This is a genomic window from Marinactinospora endophytica (assembly GCF_054780875.1).
Genome location: NZ_BAAGVM010000003.1, coordinates 304571 through 323586 on the forward strand (window position 1 = coordinate 304571; position 19016 = coordinate 323586).

Genomic DNA, 19016 nt, shown 5'->3' on the forward strand with positions numbered 1-19016 from the left:
TCAAAGGTTAGCCGTCGTGATCGGGGCGAGGGGCGGTCGCGCGCGTGCGGGGACCCCGCCGCGCCCACCGTCCGGCCGGATGCCCCCGCCGGACGAGGTCCTGCGATGCTGGGGACTCTCGCCGCCCAAGGACGCAGAGGAGGGCCAGATGGCCACGACTTCGAAGGAACACCACTACGACGTCCGCGTGCGCTGGACCGGCAACACGGGGTCAGGGACGAGGTCCTACCGCGGGTACGAACGCGCCCACGACGTGGAGGCCCCCGGCAAGCCGGTCCTCCAGGGGTCGGCCGACCCGTCGTTTCGGGGAGACGCCACCCGGTGGAACCCCGAGGAACTGCTCGTCGCCGCCCTCGCCCAATGCCACATGCTGTCCTACCTGGCCCTGGCGGTCGGCGCGAAGGTCGACGTGGTCGCCTACGAGGACGCCGCCACCGCCACCATGGTCACCCACGCCGACGGGTCGGGAAGCTTCACCGAGGTGACGCTGCACCCGGTGGTCACCATCGCCGACCCCGCGATGTCGGAGGAGGCCGAACGGCTGCACGAACGCGCCCACCGGGCGTGCTTCATCGCCAACTCGGTCGCCTTCCCGGTCCACCACGAGCCGCGGATCCGCGTCGCGGACCGGTCCGAGGGCTAGGAGCGCCCGGATCCGGCCGGCGAGCGCGCTGGGGAAGGGAGCGGCGCGCGTGGGGAGGACGACCGAGCCGGCGGGTCCGGTCAGCGGCCGAGCCGGCCCACGGTGGAGCGCGCCTTGCGCTCGACCCGTCGACGGGTCCGCGCGCCCGTGTGGCGGGCCCGTCGCGCCATGTGCTCGGCCTCCCAGCGGAGGTGGGAGGGGCGCTTCTTCGGTTCGGTGGCGACCAGGAGCAGGGCGCTGAACAGGCTGACGTCCTTGACGGCGTCGGCCCTGGCCCGGCCCTGCTCGGCGGGGTCGCCGTCCCTGAACCCCCGGTAGCGGGCGTACAGGGTCGGTACGGACTGGACGGCCAGGAGCAGGCATCCCAGCCGGCCGGCCTTCCCGGTCACCAGGAGGGCGCCCCCGGCGAGCGCGGTGGCTCCCTGGGCGCGCACCAGCAGTTCGGGGTCGTCCGGCAGCCAGGAGTAGCGCTGGGCGAGCCGGTGCACGGTGGGTGCGAGCTCCTTGGCGCGGGGTGCCGGATCACGGAGGGTCTCCACGCCGTCCAACAGGAACGGGGCGGAGAGCAGTCGGCGGACCTGTTTGCGTAGAACTCCCATGGCCCTGCGCCTACCCGGCCGGCGGGGGAACATCCACCGGAACGGCCGGCGATTCGGGGCGAGCCACCGCGATCCCCTCTAAGCTGGACGCATGTGCGGTCGTTACGCGCTGGGGCGCGGCATGGACGAGATCCGCCAGGCGTTCGGGCTCGCGGAGGAGGCCGAGCCCGCCGTGGCCGGGGACCCTCGATCCTGGCCGCCCCTGGAGGAGCTGGAGCCCGACTACAACGTCTCCCCGGGCAAGCGCGTCTACGCGGTGCTCGGTCCGCCGCCCGGCCGGCCCGACCCCGCGCCCGCGGGTCCACGGCATCTGAGCACCCTGAGGTGGGGGCTCGTCCCCTCCTGGGCGAAGGACCCCAACGTCGGCTACAAGATGATCAACGCCCGAGGCGAGACCGTCGCCGAGAAGCCCGCCTACCGGGCGGCCTTCGCCCGTCGGCGTTGCCTGCTGCCGGCCGACGCCTACTACGAGTGGCAGCTCCTGCCCGACGCGGCCCCCGGGACGGCCGAGCCCGGCACCTCGCCGGCCACCGACCCCGAGCACCGCTCCCGCAAGTCCAAGTCGCGCAAGCGCCCCTACGCGGTGCGCTACGCCGACGGCTCCCCCCTGGCGCTGGCCGGCGTCTTCGAGCGGTGGCGCGACCCCTCGCTTCCCGAGGAGGACCCCGCCGCCTGGTTGTGGAGCTGCGCCGTCATCACCACCGAGGCGGCACCGGAGCTCGCCCACATCCATGAGCGCATGCCGGTGGTGGTGCCCGAGGACGAGTGGGGCACCTGGCTGGATCCGGCCACGGACGCCGCCGACCTGCGGTACGTGCTCGACACGACCCCGGTCTCACGCTTCGAGGTCCACCGGGTGGACACCGCGGTGAACAGCATCCGCAACAACGGGGCGCGCCTGCTGGAACCGGTCCCCGACGGGCCGGAACCGGGCACCGAGACCCTGTTCTAAGGACGTCCGTCACCCCGGAGGGCTGGATCGGGTGCGGCCTTCCAGGGTAATGTGGCCGCGCCACGTGGCTGTGCGTGCCCGTTCGGGCACGGCACGTCGTGACGACGGCGTGTGAACAAGAAGAGAACGCGGGAGCTCGCGCCTTGGCGGGCTGAGAGGGCGGCTGGACCCCCGAGGGGCCGGTGCCGCCGACCGCAGAACCTGTTCGGGTAATTCCGACGTAGGGAGGCGCGCCATGACGGCGCTTGAGGGCCGGGACGTCCGGCCCGGCATCACGACAGGCCCCATCACGGGCTCGCGCAAGGTCCACCTGGAGATCTCCGACCCCTCGTCCGCACGCGTCCTGCGCGTTCCGCAGCGTCGCGTCGAGCTGTCCGACGGCACCCACGTCGACCTCTACGACACCTCAGGCCCCTACACCGACCCCGATGTGCCGATCGACCCGGCCAGGGGGCTGCCGCCGATCCGGCGGGACTGGATCGCCGAGCGGAAGCCGATCGGCGGGGCCGTCACCCAGGTGGCCTACGCCAAGGCGGGGACCATCACCCCCGAGATGCGTTTCGCCGCCGCGAGGGAGGGGGTGGACCCGGAGCTGGTCCGCGAGGAGATCGCGGCCGGCCGGGCGGTCCTGCCCGCCAGCCGGTGCCACCCCGAGAGCGAGCCGATGGTCATCGGCTCGCGCTTCCTGGTGAAGGTCAACGCCAACATCGGGAACTCCGCGGTCACCTCCTCGGTGGCCGAGGAGGTCGAGAAGATGGTGTGGGCGACCCGCTGGGGGGCCGACACGGTCATGGACCTGTCCACGGGACGGCGCATCCACGAGACACGCGAGTGGATCCTGCGCAACTCCCCGGTCCCCATCGGCACCGTGCCCATCTACGAGGCGTTGGAGAAGGCCGGCGGCGACCCCGCGAAGCTGTCCTGGGAGCTCTACCGGGACACCGTCATCGAGCAGGCCGAGCAAGGGGTCGACTACATGACGGTGCACGCGGGCGTGCTCCTGCGTTATGTCCCCCTGACGGCCCGGCGGGTCACGGGGATCGTCTCGCGGGGCGGGTCGATCATGGCGGCCTGGTGCCTGGCCCACCATCGGGAGAACTTCCTCTACACCCACTTCGCCGAGCTCTGCGAGATCCTGCGCTCCTACGACGTCACCTTCTCCCTCGGTGACGGCCTGCGGCCCGGCTCCATCGCCGACGCCAACGACGAGGCGCAGTTCGCCGAGTTGCGCACGCTGGGCGAGCTCACGGCGATCGCCCGGGCCCACGACGTCCAGGTGATGATCGAGGGGCCGGGACACGTTCCGATGCACAAGATCGAGGAGAACGTCGCGTTGGCGCGCGAACTGTGCGACGGGGCGCCGTTCTACACCCTGGGCCCGCTGGCCACCGACGTCGCGCCGGGCTACGACCACATCACCTCGGCCATCGGCGCGGCCCAGATCGCCTGGCACGGCACCGCGATGCTCTGCTACGTCACCCCCAAGGAACACCTGGGACTGCCCGATCGGGACGACGTCAAGACCGGGGTCATCACCTACAAGCTGGCCGCGCACGCCGCCGACCTGGCCAAGGGACACCCCCGCGCCCAGGAGTGGGACGACGCGCTGTCCAAGGCCCGGTTCGAGTTCCGTTGGCAGGACCAGTTCCACCTGGCGCTGGACCCGGACACGGCACGCGGGTACCACGACCAGACGTTGCCGGCGGAGCCGGCCAAGACGGCGCACTTCTGCTCGATGTGCGGACCGAAGTTCTGTTCGATGCGCATCACCCAGGACGTCCGCAAGTACGCCGAGGAGAACGGATTGACCACGGTGGAGGCGATCGAGAGGGGGATGCGCGACAAGGCCGCCGAGTTCGCCGAAGGCGGCGGCCGTATCCACCTGCCGATGGCGGAGTGACCGCGCGCCGGTGGGGGAGGGGCGCGCCCTCCCCCACCGGGGTCAGCCCGGCTTGACGGCGCTGGCCAACAGGTGCACGCCGACGTAGTCGTCGGCCTCCTCGGCCTTGAGCTCCATCTCGACCAACCGGTTGAGCGCTCGGGGGTCGTCGTCCATCACCATCTCGACCGTGGAGGCCGAGAGCACGGTGCGGGGCCGGACCCACTCCAGCTCCAGCCCGACGTCGGTGAGGAGCTCGGCGAGCTGCTCGGCGGTGAAACAACGGGTGATCGTGCCATCCGGCCATGGGACGAGCAGGACGTCGGCGGAGGGCGCGTAGCTCAGCTCAGGCCAGCAGTCCTGTTCGGCGAGCAGGGCCATGCCGAGCACGACGGAGTCGACGCACAGCAGTGTCCGCCCGCCCGGCCGCAGGACCCGGGCGATCTCGGCCAGCGAGGCCTCGGTGACCAGGTGCTGGGAGAGCACCCGGTTGTCGGCGATCACGCCGTCGAACACGCCGCTGGCGAAGCTGGACAGGAAGGTGGAGTCGCCGACCACGGAACGCAGCCGGCCGGGAGGACGACGGCGCTGGGTGGGGGTCTCGGCGTTGCCGTTGACGAGGGTGAGGGTGCGCCGGGGCGCCAGTTCCACCGAGGGAAGCAGGGTGACGACGTCGTGACCGGCCGCCACCGCGCGTGGCGCTCCGCGGTACTCGGGGCCGGACAGGTCGAGGATGCGACCCGGTTCGCGAGGAAGCCACCGCGCGAGCTGGGCGCCGGCCACCGCCCAGTAGAACTGCCAGTACGCCGACAGGGAGTCCGTGGTGGCGAAGTGGGCGGCCGGGGAACGGGGTGGCGGTGGTCCGGTTACGGGGTTGGCGGTTCTCCGGGGCGCCACCGGATGTGCCGCGGAACTGGAGGACGGTCGCACGCGCGCTCCTCTCCCAACGCCTGCCGTGAGGGTCTCACTCCTCACTCTATTCATGCTGCCCCTTGCGGGATCGGCTGAAAACGAAAGTTCCGCTGGGAGCGGATCGCGTCCGCCAGGAATCAGGCGGGGGCGGACGTTGTTGGCAACGGCATCACCTCAGGACCGACCGCCCGCGCTGTCGCGAAGCAAGCCGGGACACGCGGACGGGCGGGAGTCGAGAGCAAAGGCAGGTCGATGCCGGGTTCAACAGGATGTCTGCTGGACGAGCCCCTGACCGGGGCTCCGCCGGGTCGTGGTGTGCGCTTCTCCTCCTCCGCATCGTATGGTGTGGCTACGGTTGCCCCACGGGACACCAGCAGGAGGAGGCCGGCGGGCTTGAGTCAGGGCCAGGAAACCATCGACGAGCGGGGGGCTCGGTTCGAACGGGACGTCATGCCGTTCCTGGACCAGCTCTACTCGGCCGCGTTGCGGATGACCCGTAACCCGGCCGACGCCGAAGATCTCGTCCAGGAGACGTTCGCCAAGGCGTTCGGTTCGTTCCACCAGTTCAAGCAGGGGACGAACCTCAAGGCCTGGCTGTACCGCATCCTGACGAACACGTTCATCAACTCCTACCGCAAGAAGCAGCGGGAGCCGAAGCAGGCGGGGACCGAGGACGTCGAGGACTGGCAGCTCGCGCAGGCCGCCTCGCACTCCTCGTCGGGCCTGAAGTCCGCCGAGGCCGAGGCCTTGGAGCACCTTCCCGACAGCGACGTCAAGCGCGCCCTCCAGGAGCTCCCCGAAGACTTCCGTATCGCGGTGTACCTCGCCGATGTCGAGGGCTTCGCCTACAAGGAGGTCGCCGAGATCATGGACACGCCCATTGGAACGGTGATGTCCCGGCTCCACCGCGGTAGACGCCAGTTGCGCTCGATGCTCGAGGAGTACGCGGCGGAGCGGGGGTTCCTCCCCCGCGAGGTCAGGGAGTCCATGTCCATGGGCGCGTCACGCGGCGGGGCGAAACGGGAGGACCAGGGATGAGCTGCGGCAAGCCGCACGCCACTCCTTGTAGCGAGGTGCTGGCGAAGGTCTACACCTACATCGACGGCGAGCTCGAAGAGGCCAACTACGCGGAGATCCGCGAGCACCTCGACGAGTGCGGCCCGTGCCTGGAGGAGTACGGCCTTGAGGAGGCGGTCAAGAAGCTCGTGGCCAAGCACTGTGGCTGCGATCCTGTGCCGCAGGACCTGAGGGCCAAGGTGCTGAGCCGGATCGAGGCGGCGCGAATCGATCTTGAGGCTCGGGAGACCCAGGCGGCGGAGTAGTCGCCGCGCGCCCGCGCGACGGGCGCGGACGCGGCACGTCGGCGGCGGCCGGGAGCGATCCGGTCGCCGCCGACGTGTGTCGGGGTGGATCACACGGGGAGGACAGGCGCGGGGGTTTCGGACACTGGTACCGTCGGTGGGCGATGCCGGCGGTGGCGCGACACGCCCGGCCCGACCTGTCCGGCCCCGTGCCGGCCTGGCTGAGAGGCGACGAAACGTGTGTGTCGCAAGAGTCAGAACCCGACTACCCAGAGTGACCGTCAAGGTTGGCCGAGGGTGGCGGTCCGTCGAAGATCATCGGGTGTGCCGGCGATCGCGCAGGAATCGTACGGTGGTGGTGACTGCGGAGAGTGACCGTAGGCATTACGAATAGCATTCGTATTTAGCTTTTCCAGAAATCCTTCCGGGCCTTTCTGTCGTTCACCCGTCTCATGGTTCGGGATATCGCAATGAGGGCCCTGGGCGCTGCCGCTAAACTGACCGCTATATCGACCGTATGGGGTAATTTCGAGTGTCGCGCGCAGGGGGTGTGACGTGCGACGCCGCGCAAGGAGGAGAGGCAGGGACATGAGTCCGTTTCCGCTAAAGCTGGCCCTGTTCCTTATCTCCGCTGCCCAGATTGCCGTCGCCTATGGCGGTTGGAACTGGTGGTAGTGCGCCGCGAACGCTGAGAAACGCACCGGACGGGGCGGTATCGAACCGGAGGTAACAGGAAATTGCGTGCGCTTCCCGTGGCCGCGCGGTTGTACGTGGGTCTCATCGGGCTCGCTGCCGCCCTCGTCCTGACCTTGGGCTCCTACGACGGCATCGACCCTGTCACGCTCGTTCTCCTCGTCGTCCTCTTCATCGTGGCCGAGTCCATCACCACGGTCGTGGACAACGGGAACACCGGGATCTCGCCGAGCGCGGCCATCGCCCTGGCCGCGGTGGTCCTGACCGGCCCCGTGGGGGCCGCCGTCGTCGGGTTCGGCTCCTGTCTGGCCGTGCGGCGCCAGACGCTGGTCAAACGGCTGTTCAACGGCGCCCAGCTCGGCCTCACCGGGTTCGTCACCGGCTGGGTCTTCCTCATGCTGGGGGGCAAGCAGGGCGTTCCCGGCCCCGAGGACTTCCCGTGGATCGTCATCCCGTTCTCCGGCGCCCTGCTCGTCCACACCTTCGTCAACATCGCGTTGGTCGCCGGTCTCATGTGGTGCCTGGGGGTGGTCCGCTGGCAGCGGCCCCGCCGCGTCCGCTGGCGCCCGCTGGCCACGCTGGAGCTGTCCTCGGTGGGCTACTCGGTGCTGGGCCTGTGCGTGGCGGCCATATGGGGGGCCGTCGGCGCGTTCGCCGTGCCGCTGGTCCTGCTGCCGTTGTTCATCGCGCGTTGGGCCTTCGACCAGTACATCTCCGAGCAGCGCGCCCACGACTCCACGCTGGCCACCCTGTGTCAGGCGGTGGAGACCAAGGACTACTACACGCGGGGCCACTGCATGAGGGTCTCCAAGGCGTCGGCGATGATCGCCCAGGAACTGGGGATGCACGCCGAACGGGTCCAGACCATCCGCTACGCGGGCATGCTCCACGACGTCGGCAAGCTCGGGGTGCCCACGAAGGTGCTGCAGAAGTCGGGCAAGCTCACCGAGGAGGAGTACGCCGCGATCCAGCTCCACCCCATGCGGGGCTATGAGATCGTGCGCGAGATCGGCTTCCTCGACGAGGCCCTGGCCGGGATCATGCACCACCACGAGCGCATGGACGGCCGCGGCTACCCCATGGGCCTGGCCGGTGAGGAGATCCCCGAGTTCGCCCGGATCATCTCCGTCGCCGACGCCTTCGACTGCATGACGTCGACCCGTTCCTACCGCAAGGCCCGCAGCACCGAGGAGGCGTTCGCCGAGCTGCGCCGCTGCGCCGGTCCGCAGTTCGACCCGGTCATGGTGGACGCCCTCATCAGCGCGGTGTCCCGGGACGGCTGGGAGGCCCCCGACATCGTGGAACTTCCCGACGGCGACATGGCCGAGGTCTCCCAGCAGGATCACGACGATCCCAGCGTGCCGCTGCGGGTCGCCGGAGAGGGCGAGTGATGGGGACGCGGGGAGCGCGGTCGGCGCGTCGGCAGGTCCGTCAGCGCATCGACCCGGTGCGCTCGTTGCTGATCGCCACGGCGGCGCTGTGCGCCGCCGGATCCCTGGTGTGGACGTTCCTCACCGGCTTCGCCGAACCCCGCATCGCCCTGGCCTTCGGGATCCTGATCGCTCTCGGCGAGCTCGCCCGGATCGCGCTGCCCGGGCAGCGCGAGGTGTCGCCGATCGCCTCCGCCAGCGCCCTCGGCTACACGTTCCTGCTCACCGTCGGCGCCGACCCCGTGGCCCAGGGCGCCGCCCAGGTCATCGCGGTCACCGCGGTCGGCCTGGCCCTGGGCGAGCTCCCCCACGTCGCCGTGGGGCGGATCCCTCGTTGGGGCGACCTCGCCCGGCGGTTGCTGGTCATCGGTCTTGTCGCGCTGGCCTTCCGGCCGCTCGCCTCGGTGCTCGGTTCGCCCGAGCCCCACTGGTGGCTCGCCCTCACCGCCATGGCCTCGATCGTCATGCTGTCCTGGCTGGCCGACTCCGTGATCGCCGCGGTGCTGCGGGCCGAACGCCTGCGCACCCGGTTCCCCGTCGCCTTCCGCGACGAGGTGCGCGCCCAGTTCCCCATCAGCGTGGCCACCGGTGCGTCGGGCATCCTCATCGCCCTGGCCTCCAGTGTCATGGGGCTGGCCGCGCTCCTGGTCTTCACGGCGCCGCTGATCGTCACCCAGGTCGCCTTCCGCAGGTTCGCCGAGATCCGCCTGACCTATCTCCAGACCGTGCGAGCGCTCTCGCGGGTCACCGAGGTGGGCGGGTACGTCGAGACCGGCCATTCGCGGCGGGTGAGCAGGCTGGCCCACGCGGTGGGCTGCGAACTGGGAATGCGCGAGTCGGAGCTGCTGGAGCTGGAGTACGCGGCGCTCATGCACGACATCGGCCAGCTGTCGCTGCGCGACCCCATCCCCAGCGGCGCCACCGTCCTCGCCCCTCCCCGGGAGCAGCGACGCATCGCCGAGCTGGGGTCGGCGGTGATCCGCGAGACCGGCGTGCTCGACAACGTCGCCGAGATCGTGCGCCGCCAGTGCGAGCCCTCCGCGGGGGAGGGCGAGACCGGGCCGCCGCCGCTGGCCAGCAGGATCATCAAGGTGGCCAACGCCTTCGACGACCTGGTCGGCGAGTCCACCGACCGCGACCGGATCGAGGCGGTACTCCAACGTCTGCGCATGGACACCGACCGTGAGTACGATCCCGACGTGGTCGCCGCGGTGGCGCGCGTGCTGGACCGGCCCCGGTCGCGCTGGTGAATCTACCCGTGGGTACTCCCATAGGATCGGCTGTCGATCACGGCGCCATGCGGGGGCCGGACGAGAATGAGGAGTCGGAGATGACCGAAATCCGCGCTGAGATGGTGGCCAACGTCTGGAAGGTCATGGTCGCGGAGGGGACGAAGGTCGCCGAAGGGGACACGCTGTTCATCCTGGAGTCCATGAAGATGGAGATCCCGGTGCTGGTCGAGGACCCCGGGACCGTCATCAGCCTCAACGTCGGCGAAGGGGACGTGGTGCAGGAGGGGGACCTGCTCGCCGTCGTCCAGTGACGTTCCGAGACACTGTCGACCATGACGATTTCCACGGGATTGCACGGCCGGGTGGAGCACACGGTGTCCGCGGAGGACACCGCCGTAGCACTGGGCAGCGGTGACGTGCCGGTTCTGGGCACCCCGCGCGCCGTGGCCCTCGTCGAGGCCGCGACCGTGGCCGCTGTGCGCGACCACCTGGAGCAAGGCCGCACCAGTGTCGGCACCCGTGTCGACCTCGCCCACCTCGCGCCCTCCTCCCCGGGCGTGGTCGTGGTGGCCACCGCGCTGCTGCGCGAGGTCGCGGGCGGCCGTCTGGTGTTCGACGTCGAACTCGCCCAGGACGGGCGGCCGGTGGCCAAGGGGACGGTCGAGCGGGTCGTGGTGGACCGCGAACGCTTCCTGACCGCCGCGCGCTGAAGCCGGCCGGACGGGCCGCGGCGACACGACCGGGCTAACAGCCGAACAGGGGCAGACAGGGCTCCAAACCCCCGATCTCGACCGACACGGTGCGGTGAGCCTGCCACGCGGCCCGGTCCAGACGCAGGCGCTGCACGGTTCGGGCCCGTCCCTGGACCGCGACGACGCTGTGGCCATCGGGCCGGTAGCCGAGCCTGCGCGACACTCCCAGGGAACGCCGGTTGTCGGTCATCGCCCCGGAGACCGCCCAGTGGGCGTCCAGTCCCTCGAAGGCCAGGGCCAGGACGGCGGCCCGCATTTCGGTGCCGATCCCCTGTCCCTGGTGGGCCAGGCCCAGCCAGGAGCCGGTCTCGACCTCGCGGGTGACCGCGAAGTCGGTGGCGAAGAGGTCTTGGAGGCCGACGACCGTCCCCGGTGGAGGACGGCCAGGCCCAGTGCCCACGACTCCGGCCGCCACTGGCCGATCAGCCCCAGGTTGTGCTGGATGACCGAGCGGCCGCGCTCCTCGGGGGAGCCCGCCGTCCACGGCACGGTGAAGGGCATCGCCGACTCCTCGTGCACCCCCTCGGCGGCGAGGGAGGCCAGGGCGGTGAGCAGCTCCAGATCGGGGAGCCGGAGTTCGAGCCGTGGCGTGGTGATCCGTAGGTCGTACAGGGGCCAGAAGCGATCCGCCATGGCATGAGCCTGGCGTATCGGGGACGGGAAGGCCAGCGAGCCGCGCGTTCCCGCCCGACACACGGGCGGGAACGCGTGACGCTCAGACGCCCATGGTCTTGCGCGGGTAGACGTTGTCGGGGTCGGTCGCGATGTTGACGAGGTAGGGCACGCCGGAGTCGAACGCCCGGCGCAGCGCGGGGCCGATCTCCCGCGGGTCGGTGACGAGCTCGCCGCCGCCTCCCAGCGCGCGCACCACCTCGTCGTAACGGGTCTGCGGCGCGAGCTCGGCGATGACGTCGTAACCGTAGATCATCTGCATGGGGGCCTTCTCCAACCCCCAGATCCCGTTGTTGCCGCACACCATGACGACGGGGAGTCCGTGCCGCACCAGGGTGTCGACGTCCATCAGCGAGAAGCCCGCGGCGCCGTCTCCCAGCAGGGTCACCACCTGCGACGACGGCCGGGCGAGCCGGGCGGCGATCGAGTAGCCCATGCCGGTGCCCAGGCAGCCGAACGGGCCGGGGTCCAGCCAGTTTCCGGGGCGGGCGGGTTCCACGTACTTGCCGGCGTAGGAGACGAAGTCGCCGCCATCGCCGATCACCACGGCGTCGTCGGCGAGGAGCCGGTTCAGCTCGCCGTAGACGCGGGCGGGGTGGATGGGGTCGGCGTCGCTGTCCAACGCCTCGGCGTCCGCCGCGACCGCCGCGGCGTTGGCCTCGGCCAGCTGGGTGCGCCACGCCTTGACCGAGGCGCCGGGGGCCGCGGTGTCCCCCAGGCCCCGCAGAATCGTCGACAGGTCTCCCGCCACCGAGGCCGCCAGGGTCAGGTGGGCGGCGATCTGGCCGGGGGAGTCGGCGATGTGGACCACCTTGGCGAGCGGCGCCCCGTCGCGTCCCCCGAACAGGCCGTGGCCGATCCGGAAGTCCAGGGGGGTGCCGACGACCACGACGAGGTCGGCCTGGCCGAAGGCGAGTCCGCGTGCCCGTGTCACCAGGAGGGGGTGGCCTCCGGGCAGCACCCCGCGCCCCTGGCCGTTGGTGATCACCGGGACGCCGAGCTCCTCGGCCACCTCCAGGGCGGCCTGCTCGGCGTGGTCGAGCCACACGTCGGATCCGAACACGAACAGGGGACGCTCGGCCTCGCCGATCAGCCGCGCGGCGGCGGCGACCGCGTCGGGGTCGGGGGTCCTGTCGGGGGCGGGAGCCGACGCGGGTGCCTCCACCTCGGCCTGGTCGTAGAGGCGGTCCATGGGGATGTCGAGGAACACCGGACCTCGATGGGCCGTGTTGGCCAGCACGAACGCCTCGTGGACGGCCGCGCCGATGCCCGCGGTCTCGTGCACGGTCCGGGCGCTCTTGGTGACCGGGGCGAGCAACGGGGGCTGGTCGAGCTCCTGGAGCAGCCCCTGGCCCCAGCGCCCGTCAGGGGCGCGGCCACCGAGCACGACCAGTGGGGAGCCGTTGAAGTGCGCGGTGGTGACACCGCTGACTCCGTTGGTCACGCCGGGACCCGCGGTGAGTACGGCCCAGCCGGCACGCCGGGTGAGCTTGCCGATGCCCTCGGCCGCGAACACGGCCGTCTGCTCGTGTCGGACGTCGAGCAGCCGCATCCGGGGCTCCGGTTTGACCGCGCCGTCGTACAGGGGGAACACGTGCCCGCCGGACAGGGTGAACATCGTGTCGACGCCGTGGTGCAGGGCCACATCGACGGCGTGGGTTCCGCCGTGGCCACGGAGACGGCCCGGGGAGGGGGAGGGGCTCATGTGGGCGTTCACACTCCTTGGAACTTACCTGTCGGTAACAGGAGCGTAGTGATCTCCCCCACACGGGGACAAGGCTCTCCATACGGGCACAACGCCCGCGCACCGGCGGGGGACGCGCCGGTGCGCGCGACATCACTCCTTCGGAGGCCGCAACCGGGTGACGAACTTGTAGCGGTCGCCCCGGTACAGCGTGCGCACCCACTCCACCGGGTGCCCGTCGGCGTCGAAACTGTGCTGGCAGTGCAGGACGAGGGGAAGACCCACGTCGACTCCCAGCAGCCGGGCCTCGTTGGGGGTCGCCAGGACCGTCTCGATCGTCGCCTCGGCCTCGGCCAGCCGTACGTCGTAGGCGCTGGCGAGCGCCTCGTACAACGAGGCGTAGCGGTCGAGCTGGCGGCGCAGGCCGGGAAAGCGACGAGCGGCCAGGTGCGCGGTCTCCACCGCCATGGGCTCGCCGTTGGCCAACCGGAGCCGCTCGATGCGCAGCACGCGGCCGCCGGAGCGGATCGCCAGCAGCTCGGCCAGCTCGTCGTCGGCGTTGACGTAGCTGACGTCGAGGATCCGGGTGGCCGGATGCAACCCGTGCGAACGGATCTCCTGGGTGTAACTCGTCAACTGCAGGACCTGGGCGACCTTCGGTTTGGCCACGAAGGTGCCCTTGCCCTGGATCCGCAGCAGGCGCCCTTCGACGACCATCTCCGTCAGGGCCTGGCGCACCGTCGTGCGCGACGTCCCGAACTGGGTGGCCAGCGCGCGCTCCGGCGGAACCGGGTTGCCCGCCGGCATCGCCTCGATGAGCTCCAGAAGTTGTTTCTTCACCTGGTAGTACTTTGGAACTCGCGGTCCGTCCTCGAGTGTTCGCTGACCCGTCACGTCGGTTTCCTCCACCGCTTCCCACCCGTTCAGCATGTGCCGCATCCTCGCAGCCGAGAGACCCGTTTCCCAGTGGCAGGGGCCTTACGGCCACAACTGGTCTGGACCAGTTGTGGAGAGACGCGTTCCTTGAGTATGCCCGCACTCGTGGGATGATTTGTGAGTGCCTCACCTCAGCGATCTGATCCGACGGTATACGGCGCTGAAGACGGCCGACCTGGAGTGGTTGCACGCCCTGGTCTCCGACTGGCAGCTCCTCGCCGACCTCTCCTTCGCCGACCTGGTGCTGTGGGTCCGCCTCCGGGACGACAGCGGCTGGGTCGCCGTCTCCCAGATGCGTCCCACCACCGGTCCCACCGCCTTCCAGGACGACCTCGTCGAGACCTTCCTGCGTGATGATGAGCCCGGCTCCACGGAGACGGCCCCGCTCACGCCGCAGGCCGTGGCCAGGCGGGCGCTCATCGACCGCGCCTGGAACGAGGGCCGTATCTGCCGCGAAGGCGATCCGGACTGGTCGGGTGGGGTGCCGGTGCGCGAGGAGACGATCCCGGTCCGTCGCGAGGGCAACCTGCTCGGCGTCATCCAGCGCAGCACCAACCTCAGCTCCGCCCGCACGCCCAGCCGACTGGAGCTGACCTACCTCCAAAGCGCCAGCGACCTCGCGCAGATGATCGCCGAAGGCGAGTTCCCCTTCAGCGACCAGGGGCCGCTGATGGTGCGCTCGCCGCGGGTCGGGGACGGTCTGCTGCGCCTGGACCAGGACGGACGTGTCGTCTACGCCAGCCCCAACGCGCTGTCGGCCTACCGTCGCCTGGGGCTCACCGCCGACCTCGTCGGAACCCGCCTGGCGCGTACCACGCTGGACCTCGCCCTGACGGGAGACCCCAGGGACGAGTCGCTGAACTGGACCGCGAGCGGACGTATCCCGCAGGAGGCCGAGGTCGAGGCGCGCGGCTCGACGATCCAGCTCCGCTCCATCCCGCTGGTCATCAGCGGGGTGCGGACGGGGGCGCTGATCATGGTCCGCGACGTCACCGAGCTCCGTCGGCGTGAGCGTGAGCTCATGACCAAGGACGCAACGATCCGTGAGATCCACCATAGGGTGAAGAACAACCTGCAGACCGTCGCCGCCCTACTGCGGTTGCAGGCCCGCCGGCTCCAGATCCCCGAGGGGCGGGCCGCGCTCGACGAGGCCGTTCGCAGGGTGGGGTCCATCGCGATCGTGCACGAGATGCTGTCGCACACCCCCGACGAGATCGTCGACTTCGACGACATCGCCGACCGGGTCATCGAGATGGCCGCGGAGGTGTCGTCCACCGGCACCGCGGTGGTCCCGCGCCGCAACGGCAACTTCGGCCTGCTCTCGGCGCTCGTGGCCACGCCGCTGTCGATGGTCCTGACCGAGCTCGTCCAGAACGCGGTGGAGCACGGGCTCGCCTACGGTCCGGGCAACATCGAGGTCGCCGTCCGCCGGGAGGACCCGTTGCCCGGTGCCGAGGACGCGGGGAGCCGCCTGATGATCCAGGTCCGTGACAGCGGCGGAGGGCTGCCCGAGGAGTTCGACGTCGAAGGGACGACGAGTCTCGGTCTGCAGATCGTGCGGACCCTGGTCGTGGGGGAGCTGGGGGGCCGGCTGGAGTTCCGGCCGCGCGAGGGAGGCGGCACCGAGGTGGCCATCGAGCTCCCCGTGGAGCACGAGGAGCAGATGCCGGTCCCGTGAGACCGGGAGCGGGGCGGGGGGTTCCGCGCCGCTCCCGTCCGGAGGGGGCGGTGTCGGGAGTGACGCCGGCCGGGGCTCGTGTGAGGGACGTCAGACCGTGGTGTGCAGCCGGCGCAGGGAGGAGGCGCCGCGACGGCGCTTCAGCGCCCGGCGCTCGTCCTCGCTCATCCCGCCCCAGACGCCGCCGTCCTGTCCGGTCTCCAGGGCCCACTGGAGGCAGGCGTTCATCGCCGGGCAGCGGCGACACACCTCTTTGGCTTCTTCGATCTGGATCAGTGCCGGCCCGGAATTTCCGATGGGGAAGAACAGCTCGGGGTCTTCGTCACGGCAGGCAGCTTGGTGGCGCCAGTCCATGCGGGTCACTCCTCGGTGAGGCGATCGGGGGCGTGTGCCTTGTGAACGAATTCACGAAGGTAGACGCTGTTGTCGGGGCCACCTCGTCGTTGGTCCCCGATTCGCTTACGCCCGGGTGTACGGGCCGGACCCGACCCGTCCCTGCGGTCCACCCTGCGCGGATACCCGGGTGTCGGACCGCCAACCTCGGAACGAACCGTTAACCTGCCCGTAACGTGCGGCGATACTTTGAGCCTGTCAGGCTTGATCGGCGCATGCAAGAGCTCGCGTGGTCTATCCTTACCGATAAGGTGTCGTGTGCGTCACAAGCCGTTTACGGCGATGTTCTCGTGCGCTTTCAGCACACCATTCGTAATGCCTTTGGAACCGATCGGAAATCGACCTGTTTCCGGTGGCCCAGATATTCCCCGTCGATCTGGAACGCCCTCGGACGCCGCGTTCGAATCGTGAACCGCTCCTCGTTGTGCCAGGTGACATAGCCCCGCCCGGCCGGTGGTACCCCCCGGGGGGAGAGCATCCGGCGCAGCAGGTCGGCCGTCGTCAGCGCGTCCGCCTGCGTCAGGGCGAACGCGTCCAGCCCCAAGCCCAGCCGGGAACGGGGCGTCGGCTGCACCGGGAGGGTCCCCGCGTAGGTCCAGGGGGTCGTGTTCGTCACGAGCGCGAGGTAGAGATCCTTCGACAAGGGGCGCCCGGGCACCTCCAGCTCCAGTGACGGGTCGCGTACCTCCTCGCCCTTCAGGAACATCTGCAGCGCGATGCCCATGTACAGCGCCGGCGAGGCGCGCCGGCCCCGGCGACGCTGCCGCTCGACCTCGTGGACGACCTCGGCGTCCCAGCCGAACCCCGCGCAGAAGGTGAAGTAGCGGCCGTCCTCGGGACCGTCGATCCGTCCCAGCCCGACCGTGCGCTGGGAACCGGTGCGCAGCGCCTCCAGGATCGCCCCGGTCGCCTCGACCGGATCCGGGGGCAGGCCCAACGCGCGGATGAACACGTTCGCGCTGCCGCCGGGCAGCGCGGCGTAGGCCGGACGCTCGGCTTCGGGTGGCGCGGTGAGGATGCCGTTGACCACCTCGTTCACCGTGCCGTCGCCGCCGAGGCTGATGACGAGCTCATAGCCCTCGACGGCGGCCTGCCGGGCCAGCTCCTTGGCGTGGTCACGGTACTCGGTCTGGACGAGGTCCACATCGAGGTCGCTGGCGATGGCACGCACGATCACGTCCCTCGCCCGGGGGGTCGTCGTGGTGGCCTGGGGGTTCACGATGAACAGCGCGCGCACGGGCACAGTCTAGTGACCACCGCGCGGACGCCCGGGCGGCGCCGGCCTGTTGTGGCGGGCGGTTACAGTGAAATCGTGTTCCGACGTCCGCTCACCATCACCCTCGCCGCCCTGATCGAGGCCCTCCTCGGGCTCGGTCTGGCCGTCGGAGGGATCTACGTCCTCGCCATCACGCTGCTGGGGCGGGGCGCCGACGGCTCCTTCGGTCTGCCGCTGGTCGTCTTCGTGCTCGGTGGCGCCGCGGCGCTCGGCTATGTCGCCTGGGGGTTGTTCACGCTGCACGACTGGGCGCGCACGCCGGTCGTCCTCACCCAGATCTTCGCGCTGGTCACCACCTACTATCTGTGGACCAGCGAGCAGTACGCCGCCGCGCTGGGACTCGGCGCGCTCGCCGTCGCCGCCCTCGCGCTGGTCCTGGCGCCGTCGACCACGGCGACCCTGTTCCCCGACGAGGCCGGGGGAGCGTCCCGGCGCTCCAGGCAGGGGTGAGCCGTCAAGCGGCCGTGACGTCGAGTGGCCCCCGGGGAACCTCCTCGGGGGCCACTCGACGTCACGGGTTCAGTCGTCGGTGGTGAGGGCCTGGCGGAGCTGGGCCAGGGTCCGGGCGAGCAGACGCGACACGTGCATCTGGGAGATGCCGAGCTCCGTCGCGATCTGCGACTGCGTCATGTTGCCGAAGAACCGCAGGAGCAGGATCCGCTTCTCGCGCGGGGGAAGCTGCTCCAGCAGCGGTTTGAGGGATTCGCGGTACTCGACGCCTTCGAGGGAGTCGTCCACGATCCCCAGGGAGTCGGCCACCGCGGGAGCGTCCTCGTCACCGCTGTCGGGAGCGTCCAGGGAGACGGTGGAGTAGGCGTTCGCCGACTCCAGCCCCTCAAGGACCTCCTCCTCGGTCATGCCCAGGTGTTCGGCCAGCTCGTGCACTGTCGGCGCGCGACCCTCGCGCTGGGAGAGGTCGCTGACCGCCTTGGTCAGCGAGAGCTTCAGCTCCTGGAGCCGGCGCGGCACCCGCACCGCCCAGCCCTTGTCCCGGAAGTGGCGTTTGATCTCGCCGACGATCGTGGGCGTGGCGTAGGTGGAGAACTCCACGCCGCGCTCCAGGTCGAACCGGTCGATCGACTTGATCAGGCCGATCGTGGCGACCTGGGTGAGATCGTCCAACCATTCGCCACGGTTGCGGAAGCGTCGCGCCAGGTACTCCACCAAGGGAAGGTGGAGTTCGACGAGTTCGTCGCGAATCCGCTGCCGTTCCGGCGCGTCCGCGGGAAGCTCGCTCAGGCGCTCGAACAACTCTCGTGCACGGGCCCGATCGGGCACGGCGTGCTCCGTCTTCGCCGTCAGAGCGGGCCCCCTCTCGCTCACGCCGACTCCACCACGTCGCGGCGTTTGTGCAGGACGATGGACACTCGGTCGTCAGGGCCGACACGGGCGTCGACCTCGCCTGCCAGGGCCGAGAGGACGGTCCACGCGAACGTGTCGCGGGCCGGCAACCGGCCGTCGGCGGTCAGTACCGAGACGGCGATGCGCATGCCGTCACCGGTGAGTTCGAACTCGGTCGTGAGATCCGTGCCGGGCAGGGCTTGGGAGAGCAGCATGGCGCAGGCCTCGTCCACCCCGATACGCAGGTCCTCGATCTCGTCGAGGGTGAAATCGAGCCGGGCGGCCAGGCCTGCCGTCGCCGTTCGCAGAACGGACAGGTAGGCGCTGTCCGCCGGCATGCGGACGGTCACCGCGTCCCGTACGTCCGTTCCGCCTGTCATCGGCACGGCGGTTTCTTCGGTCACGTCCCTCCTCCGGGAAGCGAGATTGCCGCTTGAGAGCAATCTATCTTGTCAGCCCTCCCCGTGCCGCACGCGATTCGATCTGTGTTCGTCGATCGACGTGCCCGCCGGGCGGCAGGAGAGGACGATTGGTGACACAACAACCGGCTCGGTCCGCGGACAGCGGCGGGATCGTTACCTCCGAGGCGCCTGACCGCACCTGGACGTCCCACCGCCTCGGGCCGCCGGGGACCGGCCGGGAA

General features: G+C 70.4%; 21 protein-coding genes. 12 read left to right on the forward strand and 9 right to left on the reverse strand.

The annotated features are described in order from the left end of the window. Nucleotides 1-148: 148 nt before the first annotated feature. A complete protein-coding gene (locus ACYVHU_RS07995) occupies nt 149-643 on the forward strand; it encodes an OsmC family protein (protein ID WP_078762651.1) in 495 nt (164 codons plus the stop codon). 80 nt (nt 644-723) lie between these two features. Here the strand turns inward: ACYVHU_RS07995 and ACYVHU_RS08000 are convergent, their stop codons facing one another. Continuing rightward, entirely contained in the window at nt 724-1242 is a 519-nt protein-coding gene (locus ACYVHU_RS08000; RefSeq protein ID WP_159457281.1) for a DoxX family membrane protein, read from the reverse strand. Nucleotides 1243-1333: 91 nt separating this feature from the next. On the opposite strand from ACYVHU_RS08000, the gene ACYVHU_RS08005 reads away from it, so the two are divergent. After that, nucleotides 1334-2194 (forward strand): SOS response-associated peptidase, encoded by an 861-nt coding sequence (locus ACYVHU_RS08005; RefSeq protein WP_078762653.1) that lies wholly within the window; start codon nt 1334-1336, stop codon nt 2192-2194. A 235-nt stretch (nt 2195-2429) separates the two neighbouring features. Further along, entirely contained in the window at nt 2430-4094 is a 1665-nt protein-coding gene (gene thiC, locus ACYVHU_RS08010) for a phosphomethylpyrimidine synthase ThiC (protein ID WP_498947999.1), read from the forward strand. A gap of 42 nt (nt 4095-4136) precedes the next feature. On the opposite strand, the gene ACYVHU_RS08015 is transcribed toward thiC, so the two are convergent. Next, on the reverse strand, nt 4137-4970 hold the full coding sequence (locus ACYVHU_RS08015) for a class I SAM-dependent methyltransferase (protein WP_235001061.1): 834 nt from the start codon (nt 4968-4970) through the stop codon (nt 4137-4139). A 408-nt stretch (nt 4971-5378) separates the two neighbouring features. On the opposite strand from ACYVHU_RS08015, the gene ACYVHU_RS08020 reads away from it, so the two are divergent. The 6 genes from ACYVHU_RS08020 to ACYVHU_RS08045 all read left to right on the forward strand — a co-directional run bounded on the left by ACYVHU_RS08020 (nt 5379) and on the right by ACYVHU_RS08045 (nt 10351). Continuing rightward, the gene (locus ACYVHU_RS08020) at nt 5379-6023 is read left to right on the forward strand and encodes a sigma-70 family RNA polymerase sigma factor (protein ID WP_078762656.1); all 645 of its coding nucleotides are present in this window, start codon (nt 5379-5381) and stop codon (nt 6021-6023) included. Beyond that, nucleotides 6020-6307 carry a mycothiol system anti-sigma-R factor gene (rsrA, locus tag ACYVHU_RS08025; protein ID WP_078762657.1) on the forward strand — a complete coding sequence of 96 codons (288 nt, stop codon included), beginning with the start codon at nt 6020-6022 and terminating at the stop codon, nt 6305-6307. The genes ACYVHU_RS08020 and rsrA overlap by 4 nt, the downstream gene beginning before the upstream one ends. 716 nt (nt 6308-7023) lie before the next feature. Further along, nucleotides 7024-8370, forward strand: a complete 1347-nt coding sequence (locus ACYVHU_RS08030; RefSeq protein WP_394330065.1) for an HD-GYP domain-containing protein — start codon at nt 7024-7026, stop codon at nt 8368-8370. Further along, on the forward strand, nt 8370-9659 hold the full coding sequence (locus ACYVHU_RS08035) for an HD-GYP domain-containing protein (RefSeq protein WP_078762658.1): 1290 nt from the start codon (nt 8370-8372) through the stop codon (nt 9657-9659). The genes ACYVHU_RS08030 and ACYVHU_RS08035 overlap by 1 nt, the downstream gene beginning before the upstream one ends. A gap of 80 nt (nt 9660-9739) precedes the next feature. Then, nucleotides 9740-9952: a biotin/lipoyl-binding carrier protein gene (locus ACYVHU_RS08040; RefSeq protein WP_078762659.1), complete on the forward strand. Its 213-nt coding sequence runs from the start codon at nt 9740-9742 to the stop codon at nt 9950-9952. A gap of 21 nt (nt 9953-9973) precedes the next feature. Continuing rightward, complete coding sequence (locus tag ACYVHU_RS08045) at nt 9974-10351, forward strand: thioesterase family protein (RefSeq protein ID WP_078762660.1); 378 nt, start codon at nt 9974-9976, stop codon at nt 10349-10351. Between the two features lie 34 nt (nt 10352-10385). Here the strand turns inward: ACYVHU_RS08045 and ACYVHU_RS08050 are convergent, their stop codons facing one another. Next, on the reverse strand, nt 10386-10793 hold the full coding sequence (locus tag ACYVHU_RS08050) for a GNAT family N-acetyltransferase (protein ID WP_498948003.1): 408 nt from the start codon (nt 10791-10793) through the stop codon (nt 10386-10388). A gap of 35 nt (nt 10794-10828) precedes the next feature. On the opposite strand from ACYVHU_RS08050, the gene ACYVHU_RS08055 reads away from it, so the two are divergent. Next, nucleotides 10829-10996 carry a hypothetical protein gene (locus tag ACYVHU_RS08055; RefSeq protein WP_498948005.1) on the forward strand — a complete coding sequence of 56 codons (168 nt, stop codon included), beginning with the start codon at nt 10829-10831 and terminating at the stop codon, nt 10994-10996. A 112-nt stretch (nt 10997-11108) separates the two neighbouring features. Here the strand turns inward: ACYVHU_RS08055 and ACYVHU_RS08060 are convergent, their stop codons facing one another. Further along, complete coding sequence (locus tag ACYVHU_RS08060; RefSeq protein ID WP_432938742.1) at nt 11109-12770, reverse strand: acetolactate synthase; 1662 nt, start codon at nt 12768-12770, stop codon at nt 11109-11111. Nucleotides 12771-12902: 132 nt separating this feature from the next. Further along, the gene (locus tag ACYVHU_RS08065; RefSeq protein ID WP_078762826.1) at nt 12903-13643 is read right to left on the reverse strand and encodes a GntR family transcriptional regulator; all 741 of its coding nucleotides are present in this window, start codon (nt 13641-13643) and stop codon (nt 12903-12905) included. Between the two features lie 163 nt (nt 13644-13806). On the opposite strand from ACYVHU_RS08065, the gene ACYVHU_RS08070 reads away from it, so the two are divergent. Continuing rightward, on the forward strand, nt 13807-15363 hold the full coding sequence (locus ACYVHU_RS08070) for a sensor histidine kinase (RefSeq protein ID WP_078762662.1): 1557 nt from the start codon (nt 13807-13809) through the stop codon (nt 15361-15363). A gap of 90 nt (nt 15364-15453) precedes the next feature. On the opposite strand, the gene ACYVHU_RS08075 is transcribed toward ACYVHU_RS08070, so the two are convergent. Together ACYVHU_RS08075 and ACYVHU_RS08080 are read right to left on the reverse strand one after the other, a co-directional pair. Further along, the gene (locus ACYVHU_RS08075; RefSeq protein ID WP_078762663.1) at nt 15454-15717 is read right to left on the reverse strand and encodes a WhiB family transcriptional regulator; all 264 of its coding nucleotides are present in this window, start codon (nt 15715-15717) and stop codon (nt 15454-15456) included. Nucleotides 15718-16054: 337 nt separating this feature from the next. Then, nucleotides 16055-16993, reverse strand: coding sequence for a diacylglycerol/lipid kinase family protein (locus ACYVHU_RS08080; protein ID WP_498948007.1), 939 nt, complete (start codon nt 16991-16993; stop codon nt 16055-16057). A 75-nt stretch (nt 16994-17068) separates the two neighbouring features. Between ACYVHU_RS08080 and ACYVHU_RS08085 the strand changes: the two genes are divergently transcribed. Then, nucleotides 17069-17482 (forward strand): hypothetical protein, encoded by a 414-nt coding sequence (locus tag ACYVHU_RS08085; protein ID WP_432938754.1) that lies wholly within the window; start codon nt 17069-17071, stop codon nt 17480-17482. 69 nt (nt 17483-17551) lie between these two features. Here ACYVHU_RS08085 and ACYVHU_RS08090 read toward each other — a convergent pair whose 3' ends face one another. Further along, on the reverse strand, nt 17552-18310 hold the full coding sequence (locus ACYVHU_RS08090) for an RNA polymerase sigma factor SigF (RefSeq protein ID WP_200813694.1): 759 nt from the start codon (nt 18308-18310) through the stop codon (nt 17552-17554). Nucleotides 18311-18351: 41 nt separating this feature from the next. Beyond that, entirely contained in the window at nt 18352-18777 is a 426-nt protein-coding gene (locus ACYVHU_RS08095; RefSeq protein WP_498948009.1) for an ATP-binding protein, read from the reverse strand. Nucleotides 18778-19016 lie beyond the last annotated feature (239 nt).